A 15,357-nucleotide genomic window follows, 5' to 3' on the forward strand; every position below is an offset into this window, starting at 1 on the left:
CCTTAACCGAAGCGGCCGGTGATATAGGCTTCCGTCAGATCGTGTTCCGGCTTGGTGAACACGGTGTCGGTGTCATTCATTTCGATCAACCGCCCCAGGTGGAAGTAGGCGGTACGGTGGGATACCCGCGCGGCCTGCTGCATGGAGTGGGTGACGATGGCGATGGTGTAGGACTCGCTCAGCTCGGAGATCAGCTCCTCAATCTTGGCGGTGGCGATGGGGTCTAGCGCGGAGCAGGGCTCATCCATCAACACCACTTCCGGGCTCACCGCGATGGTGCGGGCAATACACAGACGCTGCTGCTGACCGCCGGACAGGCCGGTACCCGGCGAGTGCAGCCGGTCCTTCACTTCGTTCCACAGGCCGGCTTTCTGCAGGCTGTTTTCCACGATCTCGTCCAGGTCGTATTTCTTGTTGGCCAGACCATGGATCCGCGGCCCGTAAGCCACGTTGTCATAGATCGACTTGGGGAAGGGGTTGGGCTTCTGGAACACCATGCCCACCCGGGCGCGCAGCTCCACCACATCCAGCTTGGGATCGTAGAGATCCTGATCTTCCAGACGCAGATCCCCTTTCACCCGGCAGATATCGATGGTGTCGTTCATGCGGTTCAGGCAGCGCAGGAAGGTGGACTTGCCGCAGCCGGACGGGCCGATCAGGGACACCACCTCGTTCTTGCCGATATCCAGGCTGACGCCGTGGATCGCCTGGTTGTCGGCGTAAAACACCTCCACATCGCGCAGGCGCATTTTCGGATCATCCACATAGGGGCTGCCGACAGTCTGTTCGGGATAGGGGGTGTCTTGTGTCATTGTGTTCTGCTCTTTAATGGCCTTGTCTTTGGCCGCATCATTGTTGCCCAGAGAACGTTTGTCCAGTTGCTGTGCGGTTTCCATAACTCGATTCCTCGTTGCCGGTCCGTTACCAGCGCCGCTCTAGGCGCTTGCGCAGTACCACCGCCAGGGTGTTCATGGTGATCAGGAAAGCCAGCAACACCATGATGGCGGCCGACGCCAACGCTTCGAATGATTGTTCCGGGCTGTCCGCCCACAGGTAGATCTGTACCGGCAGTACCGTGGCGGCATCCAGCGGCCCGGCGGGCAGATCGACGATAAAGGCCACCATGCCGATCATCAGCAGCGGTGCGGTTTCACCCAGGGCCTGGGCCATACCGATAATGGCGCCAGTGAGCATGCCGGGCAGGGCCAGCGGCAGCACATGGTGCAGCACAACCTGCATCTTGGAGGCACCCAGACCCAGCGCAGCCTGACGAATGCTCGGCGGCACCGCCTTGATGGCGGCACGGCTGGAAATGATGATGGTCGGCAAGGTCATCAGCGTCAGCACGATACCGCCTACCAGCGGCACCGAGCGGGGCAGACCAAACAGGCCAATGATCACCGCCAGCCCCAGCAGACCGAAGATGATGGATGGCACCGCCGCCAGGTTGTTGATGTTCACTTCAATAAAATCGGTGAACTTGTTCTTGGGCGCGAATTCTTCCAGATAAACCGCCGCTGCCACCCCGATGGGGAAGCTGAGCACCAGGGTGACGATCATGGTGAACAGGGAGCCGAGGATGGCACCCAGAATGCCGGCCTGCTCCGGCTCGCGGGAATCCCCGTAGCTGAACAGGGACTGGTTGAACACCACGCGGGTTTCGCCAGACGCTTCCAGCTCGTCCACCCACTCTTGCTGTTTGGCATTCAGGCGGCTGTCTTCGCGCTGTTTCTCGTTAGCCTTCAGAAACAGATCCACATCGTCATCGGCCAGCAACCAGAGGGTACGGGTCTCACCCAGCAGGGAGGGATCCTCGCGCAGCATGTCACGCAGGGCATAACCGGCGCCGGTGCTCACCAGCTGGTTCAGGGCGCGGGTATCCTGGCGGCCTTCCACGCTGGGAAAGCGCTCGGCCAGGGCGTCGCGAATCACACCCTGATAATTCCCGTAGTTCAGCTCATCCTCGTCGCGGGGGTTGCTGACATCCAGCACCTCGGCGTCGAAGGTAATCGGCAGCTGAATTTCATGCTCGACAAACGCACTGTGGCCCTTGCCGATGATGTCGGTGAACAGCAGGACCAGCGCCATCAGGCCGATGGCAATGGAACCGATACCGAAGGCCTTGAAGCGTTTTTCTGCCCGGTAACGGCGGGCCAGCGTCTTGCGGACTTTTTCCGTGGTTTCGCTCATTTCTCAATCTCTCCCGACGCTAGTCGTACTGCTCACGGTATTTCTTCACGATATGCAGCGCGAAGATATTCATGACCAGGGTGGTGATAAACAGCATCAACCCCAGGGCGAAGGCCGCCAGCGTCTTGGCGCTGTCGAATTCCTGGTCACCGGTCAGCAGGGTGACGATCTGCACGGTGATGGTGGTCACCGCTTCCAGCGGATTGGCGGTGAGGTTGGCGGCCAGACCGGCGGCCATCACCACAATCATGGTTTCACCAATGGCCCGGGACGCGGCCAGCAGGATGCCCCCCATGATTCCCGGCAGGGCCGCCGGGAAAATCACCTTCTTGATGGTTTCGCTCTTGGTGGCGCCCAGGCCCAGGGAACCGTCACGCATGGCCTGGGGCACCGCAGTAATCACGTCATCGGCCAGGGAAGACACGAAGGGGATGATCATGATGCCCATCACCAGGCCGGCGGCCAGGGCCGATTCGGATGCCACATTCAGGCCGATGGACTCCCCCAGCCCGCGAATGAACGGCGCCACGGTCAATGCCGCAAAGAAGCCATAGACCACGGTGGGCACCCCGGCCAACACTTCCAGCGCCGGCTTGGCCACCGTGCGCACCCGGTTGCTGGCGTATTCCGCCAGGTAGATAGCTGACATCAAGCCCACCGGCACCGCCACCAGCAGGGCAATGGCGGAAATCAGCAGGGTCCCCATGAACAGGGGCACCGCACCGAAGGCACCGCCGGAGGCCACCTGGTCCGCGCGCAGGGCGGTCTGCGGACTCCACTGCAACCCGAACAGGAAATCCGTGACCGGCACCCTGCCGAAGAAGCGAATCGATTCGAACAGTACCGACAGCACAATGCCCACGGTGGTGAGAATCGCCACCGTGGCACACAACATGAAGATGGTCTGCAGCACCCGCTCCACCTGCTGGCGGGCGCGCAGCTGCGGCGACACCTTGAGCCAGGCCCAGGCGCCACCGAGCATACACAGCACAATCACCACTACGGTCAGCGCCATGGCGCTGGTCTGCTTGAGAGACTGCAACCGCTGCGCCGCTTCGGCGATTGGTGGCTCCACAAAGCTGGTAGGCAGCGCGCCGCTGGCCACGTTCTGGATCTTGCTCAGGGTCAGGTTGTAGCTGGAAGCATCCGTGGGCTGCAGCTGCTGCGGCAGACTGGCCAGTACCTGCTGACGAATGATGCTGTCATCGAACGCCAGCCACAGTGCCAGTACCACCATGGCCGGAATCGCGCACCACATGGCTGAGCGCATGGCAAAGTAGAACGGCAGCGAGTGCAGGTGGCGAATGCCCCCCAACGGTCTGGCCAGCGCGTAGGAGCGGCGATGCCCCAGGTAGTAGGCGCCGGCCACCATCACCACCAGCAGCAACAGCAGGTTTCCGGTTTGCATGTAGTACTCCGATCGGATTTGCTCAAGCAAAATCACCGCAATGATCTTGGTGGAACAAACGCGGGTTTCTCAGGGGCGAAAAAGCCCGGTGGCAAACACCACCGGGCCGAAAGCATCCATGCTTTTTTTCTTTCCTTACAACTCTTCGCCAGTCATGGACTTCAGGCTGCGAGCCTGTTTGGCCATGCTCTTGCGCAGGTCATCACCCAGCGGGATCAGGCCTTTCTCGGACAGGTAACCGTTGTTACCCCAGGCTTTCTCGCTGGTGAACTCTTTCACGTAACCTTCGATGCCCGGTACCACACCCACGTGGGCTTTCTTCACGTAGAAGAACAGGGAACGGGATACCGGGTAGTCGCCGGAACCGATGGCGTCGAAAGTGGGCTCAACACCGTCCACGTTGGCAGCCTGTACCACACCGCGGTTCTGGTCCAGGAAGGAGTAACCGAACACACCGTAGGCAGCCGGGTTCTTTTCCAGTTTCTGCACGATCAGGTTGTCGTTCTCGCCAGCTTCCACGTAGGCGCCGTCTTCACGTACGCTGCGGCAGATCGCCTTGTACTTGGATTTGTCTTCGTCCTTGATGGCCTTCAGCCAGGGGAAGGTTTTGCAGCCGCCTTCGATGGCAAGTTCGTTGAAGGCATCACGGGTGCCGGAAGTCGGCGGCGGGCCCAGTACTTCGATCTTGGTGTTGGGCAGAGCCGGGTTCACTTCTTTCCAGGTCTTGTAGGGGTTGGCTACCAGCTCTTCGCTGCCATCCGGGTTCGGCACGTCCTTGGCCAGGGCCAGGAAGATGTCACGCAGGGACAGGTCGATTTGCTCGCCCTTCACGGAGTTGGCAATCACGATACCGTCGTAACCGACCTTCACTTCGGTGATGTCTTTCACACCGTTGCTCTGGCACAGCTCGAACTCGGACTTCTTCATGCGACGGGACGCGTTGGTGATGTCCGGGTGCTGGGTGCCCACGCCCTGACAGAACAGCTTCATGCCGCCGCCGGAACCGGTGGATTCGATTTTCGGGGTGGCGTTACCGGTACGACCGAAACGCTCAGCCACCACGGTGGCGAACGGATATACCGTGGAGGAACCCACGATAGAGATAGTGTCACGGGCCATAGCGGTGCCCGGTACGCTGGCCATGGCCAGTGCTGCAGCGGCACCTGCCAAAGTTGCTTTCATCTTGAAGTTCACGGTTAAGCCTCCTAGTTACATGGCACCGGCGCTTGTCAGGTAACGACCCCACCCCGGTTTTGTTCTTGCAATCTTTGCAAACCAGTTCATGTTTCAGCACCGCGCATGCTAGAGAGGGTTTGTGACAACAACATTACAGGAAGATGGCCCCACTGTGATCCGGGAAATCTTCCCGGTCACCGCCACGGGCTGGCCCTGCCCCACAGGCCCCGTATAATGCCCGCTTTCTCGGTATTCCCCGGCCTGCAACCGGGCCCGGGGGGTCACATAGGCTATTTATGACACAACAACTCTTTCGCTGGCAGCAACGCTTGACCGGGTTCACTACCCGGGTGGGCCGCGGCAGCGCCTGGCTCGCCCTGTTATTGGTACTGGGCATGGTGCTGGTGGTGGTGCTCCGTTACGGCTTCGGGATCGGCAATATCGCCCTGCAGGAATCGCTCACCTACCTGCATGGCAGTCTGTTTATGCTGGGAATTGCCTATACCCTGGCCGAGGACGAGCATGTACGGGTGGATGTGCTCTACCAGCGTTTCAGCCCCCGGGGGCGTGCCTGGGTGAATGTGCTGGGCACCCTGTTTCTGTTGTTGCCGGTTTGCGGGGCCCTTTTCTGGCTGTCGCTGGACTATGTGGCCAGTAGCTGGCGCGAGCAGGAAGCCTCCGCCAATGGCGGCCTGCCCTTTGTGTATCTGCTGAAAACCCTGCTGCTGATCCTGCCCGCCCTGCTCACCGTGCAGGCCCTGGCGGAGCTGTTGCGTCACAGCCTGACCCTGCTGGGGGCCGCCCTGCCCGCTCCCCAGGATCACCCCGGGGAGGGCCTGTGATGGAATGGATTCCCCTGCTGATGTTTGTGGTGGTGTGCCTGGTGCTGCTCAGCGGCTACCCGGTGGCCTTTGTGCTGGGCGGCACCGCCCTGCTGTTCGCTGCGGCCGGCATGGTGACCGGCACCTTCAGCCCGGCGGACCTGACCTTTGTTCCCAACCGGCTGTTCGGCATCATTGATAACACCACGCTGATGGCGGTGCCCCTGTTCGTGTTCATGGGGGTGATGCTGGAGAAATCCCGGGTGGCGGAAAAACTGCTGGCCAGCATGGGGCAGCTGTTCGGTGGCCTGCCCGGCGGCATGGGCGTGGCCATCATCCTGGTGGGCGCCCTGCTTGCCGCCAGCACCGGCATCGTCGGCGCCACCGTGGTCACCATGGGACTGCTGTCGCTGCCCACCATGCTCCGTCAGGGCTACCAACCCCAACTCTCCACCGGCCTGATCTGTGCCACTGGCACCCTGGGCCAGATCATCCCGCCCTCCATCGCGCTGGTGCTGCTGGGCGATGTGCTGGCCAATGCCTATCAGGAAGCCCAACTCAAGCAGGGGCTGTGGTCCCTGGATACGGTGTCGGTGGGGGATCTGTTTGTCGGCGCGCTGATACCCGGCCTGATTCTGGTGGGGCTGTATCTGTTGTATGTAGTCGCCATCAGCCTGTTGAAACCCCAGTGGGCGCCGGCATTTCAGGCCGATGACGGGGCGCCCCGCGGCTGGCGCCCGCTGCTGGCAGGCCTGATTCCGCCACTGTTGTTGATTGCCGCTGTATTGGGCTCCATCCTCACCGGCAAGGCCACACCCACCGAGGCCGCCGGCGTTGGGGCCTTCGGCGCCCTGTTGCTGGCCGCCGGCAACCGGCACCTGAACCGGCAGATTCTCGGTCAGGTGGTGCGCGCCACCAGCCGGGTCACGGCCATGGTGTTCATGATCCTGATCGGTGCCAGCCTGTTTTCTCTGGTGTTTCGCGGTTTCGGCGGTGAAGAGGCGGTCCAGGCCCTGTTCGAGAGCCTGCCCGGCGGCGTGATCGGCGCCACCCTGCTGGTGATGCTACTGATCTTCCTGCTCGGCTTTATCCTCGACTTTATCGAGATTACCTTTGTGGTGGTGCCCATTGTCGGCCCGGTATTGCTGGCCATGGGGCTGGACCCGGTGTGGCTGGGGGTAATGATCGCCCTGAACTTGCAAACCAGCTTTCTGACCCCACCCTTCGGGTTCGCCCTGTTCTACCTGCGCGGCGTGGCGCCGCCAGAGGTGAAAACCGCGCAGATTTACCAGGGCGTGATACCGTTTATCATTATCCAGTTGCTGATGCTGGGTATACTGGCGCTGTTCCCGGAACTGGCCACCTGGCTCCCTGATCAACTGTACGGGTAAATGCACTACCGCACGGCGGTGTAAAGCCTCTCCTTTAACACCGGCTCAAAATATTACGGATAACAAACATGACCGATAACACCGACGACATACCCCAGCCCATCGGCACACTGGCCATCCAGACCATTGCCATGCCGCAAAGCGCCAACTGGAATGGCGATATCTTTGGTGGCTGGCTGGTTTCTCAGATGGATCTGGCCGGTGCTGTCACCGCCCGCAAGAAAGCCCGTGGCCGCGTGGCCACCGTGGCCATCGACTCCATGGCCTTCCTGCGCCCGGTTCCCATTGGGGCGGTGGTGAGCTGCTACACCCAGCTGCAAGACGTGGGGCGCAGCTCCATGCAGATTCTGGTGGAAGTGTGGATTCGGGAAGACACCGGCACCCTGTCGAAAGTGACCGAAGGGCACTTCACCTTCGTGGCCATTGATGACACCGGGCGGACCCGGGCGGTGCCAAGGGATTAGTTGCACGAGGAACGTCGCTGGGACCGGGCTTTCTGTAGGAGCACCTCTTGAGGTGCGAACCGAGCGTAGCGAGGCCAGAAGATTGAGGTTGACGCCATTCCTTCCAGAGAGACCCGTCGAGCGTTGAAATCCCTGATCGCCCTGCGGGCGATTTCCGCGCAAGCGCGGTTCGCGCCTCAAGAGGCGTATTCGCTACGCTCACCCTTCGGGCCGCACTTCGTGCGTTACTCCGCTACGCTCCGTTCCTACAGCGGCTTCGTAGACGCGCAGAAGCCGCTCCCGTTCAACCCTTGGCCAACTGACTACGCACGTTCATATACGACTGCTCCGCCACCGCCATGTATTCCACCGATTCGTCACGGAATTTGCGGTAGGACTCGTACACCTTGCGTGCCTCACTGTTGTCGGCCACCAGGGCTTCGATCACCTCGTCGCTGGCCTCCTTCAGGGCCTTGAGGACATCGTCCGGCAACCGGCGCAGTTTCACACCGTGCTTGTTGACCAGCTCCTGGAGGGCCGCATTGTTCTGGGCGGTGTACTCGTCGAGCATGTCCTGGTTTTCCGACTGGGCGGCGTAGCGGATGATCGCCTGCAGGTCCGCGGGCAGGCTGTCCCAGACTTGCTTGTTGATGGTCAGCTCCAGGGTCGGACCCGGTTCCTGCCAGCCCGGATAGTAGTAGTACTCGGCGACCCGTTGCAGACCGAAGGAGCGGTCGTTGTACGGCCCCACCCAGTCCGCCGCATCGATGGCGCCGGTTTGCATGGAGGTGAATACCTCGGCGCCAGGCAGCTGTACCGGCGTGGCGCCCACCTTGCCCAGCACCTCACCGGCCAGCCCCGGCATACGCATCTTCAGACCTTGCAGGTCCTCCACGCTGTTGATTTCCTTGTTGAACCAGCCGGCCATCTGGGTGCCGGTGTTGCCACAGGCAAACGGCTTCAGGTTGAACTGGGCATACAGATCATCCCACAGCTTTTGCCCGCCGCCATGGTGCAACCAGCCATTCATTTCCTGGGCGGTGAGCCCGAAGGGCACGGCAGTGAAGAACGGCGTGGCCGGGTGCTTGCCTTTCCAGTAATAGGCGGCGCCGTGTCCCATCTCGGCGCTTCCCTGGCGGACCGCATCGAACACCTCGAAAGCCGGCACCAGCTCCTTGGCACCGTACACCTTGATCTTGATGCGCCCGGCGGACATCTCTTCCACGCGCTTGGCAAACCGGTTGGCGCCGACACCCAGGCCCGGATAGTTCTTCGGCCAGGTGGTCACCATCGTCCATTCATAGGTCTGCTGTACCGGTGCTTTTTTTTCCGCTTCCGGCGCAGCCGCCACGCCACTCTCGGTGGGCGGACAGTCTTTCTTTTCACAACCGGCCAATGCCAGGCCACCCAGCCCCAGACCGAGGGCGGACACGAATTTGCGACGATCCAAGGGTTATCCTCCATCATTCGGCAGCCGGAAACAGCCGCCCGATTGTTCTTGTCGACGGGCCGGACGGGGTCCGACGTCAGTCTGTCTTCAAATCACTTCCAGCCGCGCGTACTGGCTGACCAACCACTTGGTGCCGGCACCGTCGAAGTTGATCTGCAGGCGCGCATTGGGCCCCTGCCCTTCGAAATGCAATACGGTGCCCTCGCCGAATTTCGGGTGCAACACCCGCGCGCCCAGATCGATACCATTGGACTCGGTTTCCCGAATCGGCCGTGCCGCCCCGCCAACGGGCCGACTGAATCCGGCACGGGCGCGGATCTCTTCCAGGGATTCGGCAGGGATCTCGCGCAGGAAGCGGCTGGGCGGGTTGTAGTTTTCGTTGCCGTAAAGGCGACGGCTTTCCGCATGGGTCAGATACAGTTCGCGCATGGCACGGGTCAGGCCCACATAACAGAGGCGACGTTCCTCGGCCAGCCGCCCGGGCTCCTCACTGGACATCTGATGGGGGAACAGGCCCTCCTCCATGCCAGTGATGAATACCACCGGGAATTCCAGCCCCTTGGCGGAATGCAGGGTCATCATCTGCACCGCGTCCTCGTGGGCATCGGCCTGGCCTTCGCCGGATTCCAGAGCGGCGTGGTCCAGAAAGGCGGTGAGGCTGTCCAGTTCGGAGTCTTCGTCCTCGTCACCGAACTCGCGCGTGGCAGAGACCAGCTCGCGCAGGTTTTCCAGCCGTTGCTGGCCCTTTTCGCCCTTCTCTTTACCGTGGAATGCCACCAGACCGCTGGCCTCGATCACGTGTTCGGTGGTTTCCGCCAGCGACAGACCGTCACACTGCTGCTCCAGCTGCACCACCAGATTCAGGAATACCGCCAGCGCATTGGTGGCCCGGGCGGTAAGTAACTGCTCACTGATCAGTGCCTGGGCCGCAGCCCACAGGGACACGCCACGCTGACGTGCCAGCTCGCGCAGGCTTTCCAGGGTCTTGTTGCCGATGCCCCGGGTGGGGGTGTTCACCACCCGCTCGAAAGCGGCATCCGCATCCCGATGGCTGATCAGGCGCAGGTAGGCCAGGGCGTTCTTGATCTCCGCCCGTTCGAAGAAGCGCTGGCCGCCATAGATGCGGTAGGGAATACCCGCCTGCAGGAAGGCTTCTTCCAGTACCCGGGACTGGGCATTGGAGCGATACAGCACCGCCATTTCCCGCCGCGCGGTCCCTTCCTGGAACAGCTTTTCCACCCGCCCGGCGATAAAACGGGCTTCGTCCACTTCGTTGAAGCCGGCATAGAGACGGATCGGGTCGCCATCGCTGCCTTCGGTCCACAGTTCCTTGCCGAGCCGGTCACTGTTGTGACTGATCACCGCGTTGGCGGCTTTCAGGATAGTGCCGGTGGAGCGGTAGTTCTGCTCCAGGCGGATGGTGCGGGTATCCGGGAAATCGCGGCTGAATTTGTGGATGTTCTCGATCTTGGCGCCGCGCCAGCCATAGATGGACTGGTCATCATCGCCGACGATGGTGACGGCGTTATCGTCGTTGGCCAGCAACCGCAGCCAGGCGTACTGGATGCTGTTGGTATCCTGGAACTCGTCCACCAGGATGTGGCGGAAGCGACGCTGATAGTGACCGCGCAGGTCGTCGTTGTCGCGGAACAGTTCGAGCACCCGCAACAGCATTTCGTTAAAGTCCACCAGACCACTACGCTCGCAGGCCTCTTCATAGCTGAAGTAGATCTTCTGCATGGTCTGCACGAACAGATCGCCATTGGCGTCCATGTGTTTGGCGCGCAGGCCTTCGTCCTTCTGGCCGTTGATAAACCAGGTGGCCTGGCGGGCCGGCCAGCGCTGTTCATCCAGCCCCAGCTCCTTGATCACACGCTTGATCAGACGAATCTGGTCGTCGGCATCAATGATCTGGAAACCCTGGGGAAGGTTCGCCTCCTGCCAGTGGGCCCGCAGCAGACGGTGGGCAATGCTGTGGAAGGTCCCCACCCACATGCCATCGGCGGACATGTCCAGCAACTGCTCGATACGGCCCCGCATCTCGGCAGCGGCCTTGTTGGTAAAGGTCACCGCCAGAATCCCGAACGGCGAGGCCTGCTCGGTGGCAATCTGCCAAGCGATGCGATGCACCAGCACCCGGGTCTTGCCCGAGCCGGCACCGGCCAGCACCAGTAAATGTCGGTCATCGGCAGCCACCGCATCGCGCTGGGCCGGGTTCAGGCCATCAATAAGGGAAGTTACGTCATCCATGGCGCGGGAGTTTAGCAGAATGTCCGCTGGCGCGATGCCTGCCTGGCGCATCCATGGCCCCTGACAGCATGGCAATACGCCACTATGGATAGCGAGATCGCGGTTTCCCTTGTCTGCGCCGATAGGTAAACTGGAAAACAAAAACACTCGGCTACACGCCAGAGGATAATAATCAAGGTGTCTTCGCAGTCTCCGCAAACCCGAACCGCTCCGCCGTTCAATGGCGTGGTCACTGAACAGTGCCAATTGTTACTGAGTGGCATTGCGGTACTGATTTTGCTGGAAGTCGCCAGCGCCATTACCCTGGTGTGGGCCTACTGGGACACGCCGGTTCCCCGGCAAAACCTGCTGACCTGGCTGGGAATTCTGGCGATCGTGCAAACCGCCAAGATGATCGCCCTGCCTCTGTGCCATCGTCGTCTGCGCAACGATCTTGCCACCCCCCACTGCCGCCATATTCTCTCTGTGATTGCCCTGAGCACCCCGCTGATACTGGGTGCCGCCGGTTACCTGTTCAATCCGCTGGACACCCTGTTCGCCGACAACATGCTGGCCGCCCAGCTCACCATTGCCTGCCTGGGCCTGGGCCTGAGCACCATGGCCCTGGCCGCCTACAGCAGCCATTTCCCCACCGTCTTCCTGTACCTGTTAATGCTGCTCGGGCCCGGCATGCTGCGGTTGTCGGAAACCCAGGAGCACGGCCAGCTATCGCTGATGCTGCTGATGTCATTGCTGGGGCTGTTCTTCCTGTTCGCCGCCCGGCGCATCAACCAGACCGGCCACCAGGCAATGATGCTGCAGGCCAGCAACCGCTCGCTGATCGACTACCTGAACCGGGCCCGCAGCGACGCGGAAGCACTCAACGAGAAACTGGCCCAGGAAATCTACGAGCGCAAGGAAGCCCGTCAGCGCCTGCAGGAAACCAACGAGCGACTGGAATCCATGGTGCAGGAACGCACCCGGGCGCTCGGGGAAACCAACCAGGCCCTGGCCGCCACCAGTGAGCGCCTGGAGCTGGCCCTGGAAGCCAGCAATATCGGCCTGTGGGACTGGATGCTGGATACCGGGCGCAACTACCACACCAATTTCGACCGGTTGCTGGGCTATGACGGCGCCTACTTCAAGAACTTCTTCGGGGACCTGGAAACCCTGGTCCACCCGGAGGATCTGACCCGCATTCGCCGCGCCATGGTGTCTCATTTCAAGGGGCAGAATGACCGTTATCATGCGGTATACCGCCTGCGCCATGCGGATGGCAGCTGGCGCTGGATCGAAGACGAAGGTCGGGTGGTGAAGTGGTCAGACCAGGGCCGCGCCCTGCGCATGATCGGCACCCGCCGGGACATCACCGAAGACCGCCAGAGCCAGGAGCAGCTGCGACTGTCCGCCACCGTTTTCGACAATGCCCCGGAAGGCATCTTCATTCTCGACCACAAGTTCCGCTTCCTGGCGGTGAATGCCCGCTTCGAACAGATTACCGGCTACAGCGAATCCATGGTGCTGGGCAAACAGGTGCTGGATCACCATGAAACCGCCGCCAACAGCGACACCTACAAGATGATTACCGCTGCGCTGAATGAAAGCGGCTTCTGGGAAGGCGAGATCAACGAAACCCGCCGCAATGGCGAGCCCTTCCCGGAGTGGCTGCAAGTCAGCGCCGTGCGCGATGAACAGAAACGGGTGATCCGTTATGTGGGCATGATGTCCGACCTGACCGCCCGCAAGGAAACCGAACAACAGCTGCAGTTCCTTTCCAACTACGACCGGCTCACCGGCCTGGCCAACCGCACCCAGTTCCGCGAACACCTGCACAAGTCCCTGACCCTGGCACGCCTGAACCGGGAAAAGGTGGCGCTGCTGATGATCGACCTGGACCGTTTCAAACCGATCAACGAATCCCTGGGGCATGAAATCGGCGACCGCCTGCTCAAGGCCGCCGCAGAGCGCATCGGCCAACATGCCGGCGGTGAAGAAAATCTTGCCCGGGTGGGCGGCGACGAATTTACCCTGCTGCTGGAAAATCACGGTGGTGAAGGCGCCATCAGCCAGCACTGCCAGAAACTGATCAACGCCATGAAGAAGCCCTTCATGATCGACGGCCACGAACTGCTGCTGGGCGCCAGCATCGGCATCAGCGTGTTCCCGGACACCGCCAAGGAAGCCCAGAGCATGATCAACCAGGCGGACATGGCGGTGTACCAGGCCAAGCGCAGTGGCGGCAACAATTTCCAGTTCTATCGCAGCAACATGCGGGTGGCCTCGGTGGAACAGCTGGCCCTGGAAACCAGCCTGCGCAAGGCCATTTTCAAGAACGAATTCGTGGTCTATTACCAACCGAAAATGGACCTGGCCAGTAATCGCATCAACTCCGTGGAAGCCCTGGTACGCTGGCAGCATCCCACCATGGGCCTGCTGCCACCGGCGGATTTCATTCCGCTGGCCGAGGAGACCGGGCTGATCTCCGCCATCGGCGAACTGGTACTGGAACGCTCCTGCCGTCAGGCCCACCAGTGGCACAAACAGGGGCTGGGCGATATCTGCGTATCGGTGAACCTGTCCGCCCATCAATTCCGCAAGGGTAATGTGGCGGAAATCGTGGACCGGGTACTGGAAAGCACTGAACTGCCGGCCCACCTGCTGGAACTGGAACTCACCGAAAGCCTGATCATGGAAGACATGGAGCAGAACATCGAATTGCTCCAGCAGTTGCGGACCCGCGGCATCGAACTGGCCCTGGACGACTTCGGCACCGGCTACTCGTCACTGAGCTACCTGAAGCGTTTCCCGGTGGACACCCTGAAGATCGACCGTTCCTTCATCATGGATCTGGACAAGAGCCCGGACGACGCCGCCATCACCCGGGCCATCATCGACATGGCCCACAGCCTGCAAATGAACGTGGTCGCCGAAGGCGTGGAAACCGACGCCCACCTGAGCATTCTCCGCGACATGCACTGCGACAGCATCCAGGGCTACCTGATCAGCCGCCCGGTGCCGGAGAAGGAGCTGGTGGAGTTGCTGCATACGCAGGCGTATAGAAAGGCAATTGATAATTAATAGTTAATAATGAATAACGCGCGCGTTTGCGTTGCGGGCTTCTCAAACGCAAGAGGCCGCGCCCAAAGTCTGGGCGCGGCCTCTTGCGTTACAGGACCAGTCAATGTTGCCCCGCGAGTTATTAATTATTCATTATTAACTATTAATTAAGCAGCTCCAACGTCTCCGGCCGCTGAAAATACCCCTCCAGATGCCTGCGCAGCCACGCCTCAAGCAGGCCTTCGGCGCGCAGTTTCTCCATCACCGGGGGCAGGAAGCGGCGGGCGTCATCGAGCATCAGGGCGCGGGTCACGCCCAACTCGTCGAGTAGCCCCATCAGGGTGGTGTCGCCGTATTTGTCGAAGAAGGCGTTGACCCCGGAATCCAGCATGGCAATGAAATAATCCGTGTGGCGCAGCTCGCGCCAGTACTCGAAGCCGATCACGAACAGCTCCTGGATATCTTCGCTGCTGATCAGTTCGCGCAACTCGGCCACCGGGCGCTGGGAGAATTCCTGCCAGGCGACCAGCACCAGTTCACGCAGCTCGTCCAGGTTTTCATCCCGGTATAGCCAGGGATCACTGAGCAATTGCTCCATGCGCTTGAGCAGCCATTCCTGCAGACGCACTTCCAGGCTGCCCAGCCAGCGGGCCGGCAGGCGCTTGCGCAGCTGGTCATGCAGTGCCGGCGGCAGACCCTGGTGCAACAGGGTCTTCAACCCCAGCTGCGCACCGCCGGCCAGCAATGCCAGCAACACCGGGTTACGGCCCAGCCAGGCCATACTCTGACGGGACAGGGGAATCTCCAGCACCTTGTCCAGCAGGGCCATCACCACGTCCTCGTCGACCACATCGCCGATCAGGCGGTCACTCTGGATACCGTGGTCGTAGAACTGCTCCACCATGTCGCCGACCAGCTCGGGGATGGCGCCACTGATGTCCATTTCCGCCGCATATTTCTGGGCGGTGATACGAATCTGCTCGGCACTGACCCAATCGTTCAGGGTGTAGCGCGTGGCCACATCCAGGGCGTAATCCAGCTCCTGCTCGATCAGCCCGTCCAGCTGTGCCGGCGACAATTTGGCCAGCAGATGCTCGACCAGACCATCGAGTAAACGATTAGCAACTTCCTGTTTATTATCCGCCATTTTTTTCATTTCCCGGTGGAAAACCCTTGCTGTGTGACACAGCAA

General features: G+C 61.1%; 11 protein-coding genes. 4 read left to right on the top strand and 7 right to left on the bottom strand.

The window, feature by feature from the left end:
• Positions 1-2 precede the first annotated feature (2 nt).
• From pstB to A0251_RS01325, 4 genes are all read right to left on the bottom strand, one after another.
• Positions 3-896, bottom strand: coding sequence for a phosphate ABC transporter ATP-binding protein PstB (gene pstB, locus A0251_RS01310; protein ID WP_062815031.1), 894 nt, complete (start codon positions 894-896; stop codon positions 3-5).
• 25 nt (positions 897-921) lie between these two features.
• On the bottom strand, positions 922-2,190 hold the full coding sequence (pstA, locus tag A0251_RS01315) for a phosphate ABC transporter permease PstA (protein ID WP_062815032.1): 1,269 nt from the start codon (positions 2,188-2,190) through the stop codon (positions 922-924).
• Positions 2,191-2,209: 19 nt separating this feature from the next.
• Positions 2,210-3,598: a phosphate ABC transporter permease subunit PstC gene (gene pstC / locus A0251_RS01320; protein WP_062815033.1), complete on the bottom strand. Its 1,389-nt coding sequence runs from the start codon at positions 3,596-3,598 to the stop codon at positions 2,210-2,212.
• A 135-nt stretch (positions 3,599-3,733) separates the two neighbouring features.
• Positions 3,734-4,780, bottom strand: a complete 1,047-nt coding sequence (locus A0251_RS01325; RefSeq protein ID WP_062815470.1) for a substrate-binding domain-containing protein — start codon at positions 4,778-4,780, stop codon at positions 3,734-3,736.
• 290 nt (positions 4,781-5,070) lie between these two features.
• Between A0251_RS01325 and A0251_RS01330 the strand changes: the two genes are divergently transcribed.
• The 3 genes from A0251_RS01330 (at position 5,071) to A0251_RS01340 (ending at position 7,450) form a co-directional block, all read left to right on the top strand.
• Positions 5,071-5,616 (top strand): TRAP transporter small permease subunit, encoded by a 546-nt coding sequence (locus tag A0251_RS01330; protein WP_062815034.1) that lies wholly within the window; start codon positions 5,071-5,073, stop codon positions 5,614-5,616.
• Positions 5,616-6,986 (top strand): TRAP transporter large permease subunit, encoded by a 1,371-nt coding sequence (locus A0251_RS01335; RefSeq protein ID WP_197461831.1) that lies wholly within the window; start codon positions 5,616-5,618, stop codon positions 6,984-6,986. Before A0251_RS01330 ends, A0251_RS01335 begins: the two co-directional genes overlap by 1 nt.
• Positions 6,987-7,054: 68 nt before the next feature.
• On the top strand, positions 7,055-7,450 hold the full coding sequence (locus tag A0251_RS01340; protein WP_062815036.1) for an acyl-CoA thioesterase: 396 nt from the start codon (positions 7,055-7,057) through the stop codon (positions 7,448-7,450).
• Between the two features lie 283 nt (positions 7,451-7,733).
• Here the strand turns inward: A0251_RS01340 and A0251_RS01345 are convergent, their stop codons facing one another.
• Positions 7,734-8,879 carry a TRAP transporter substrate-binding protein gene (locus A0251_RS01345; protein WP_062815037.1) on the bottom strand — a complete coding sequence of 382 codons (1,146 nt, stop codon included), beginning with the start codon at positions 8,877-8,879 and terminating at the stop codon, positions 7,734-7,736.
• An 87-nt stretch (positions 8,880-8,966) separates the two neighbouring features.
• Complete coding sequence (gene uvrD, locus A0251_RS01350; protein ID WP_062815471.1) at positions 8,967-11,129, bottom strand: DNA helicase II; 2,163 nt, start codon at positions 11,127-11,129, stop codon at positions 8,967-8,969.
• A gap of 177 nt (positions 11,130-11,306) precedes the next feature.
• Between uvrD and A0251_RS01355 the strand changes: the two genes are divergently transcribed.
• A complete protein-coding gene (locus A0251_RS01355) occupies positions 11,307-14,186 on the top strand; it encodes a GGDEF domain-containing phosphodiesterase (RefSeq protein ID WP_082810721.1) in 2,880 nt (959 codons plus the stop codon).
• A gap of 142 nt (positions 14,187-14,328) precedes the next feature.
• Here A0251_RS01355 and A0251_RS01360 read toward each other — a convergent pair whose 3' ends face one another.
• Entirely contained in the window at positions 14,329-15,312 is a 984-nt protein-coding gene (locus tag A0251_RS01360) for a hypothetical protein (RefSeq protein WP_062815038.1), read from the bottom strand.
• Positions 15,313-15,357 lie beyond the last annotated feature (45 nt).

Source organism: Alcanivorax sp. NBRC 102024 (assembly GCF_001602235.1).
GTDB lineage: Bacteria > Pseudomonadota > Gammaproteobacteria > Pseudomonadales > Alcanivoracaceae > Alcanivorax.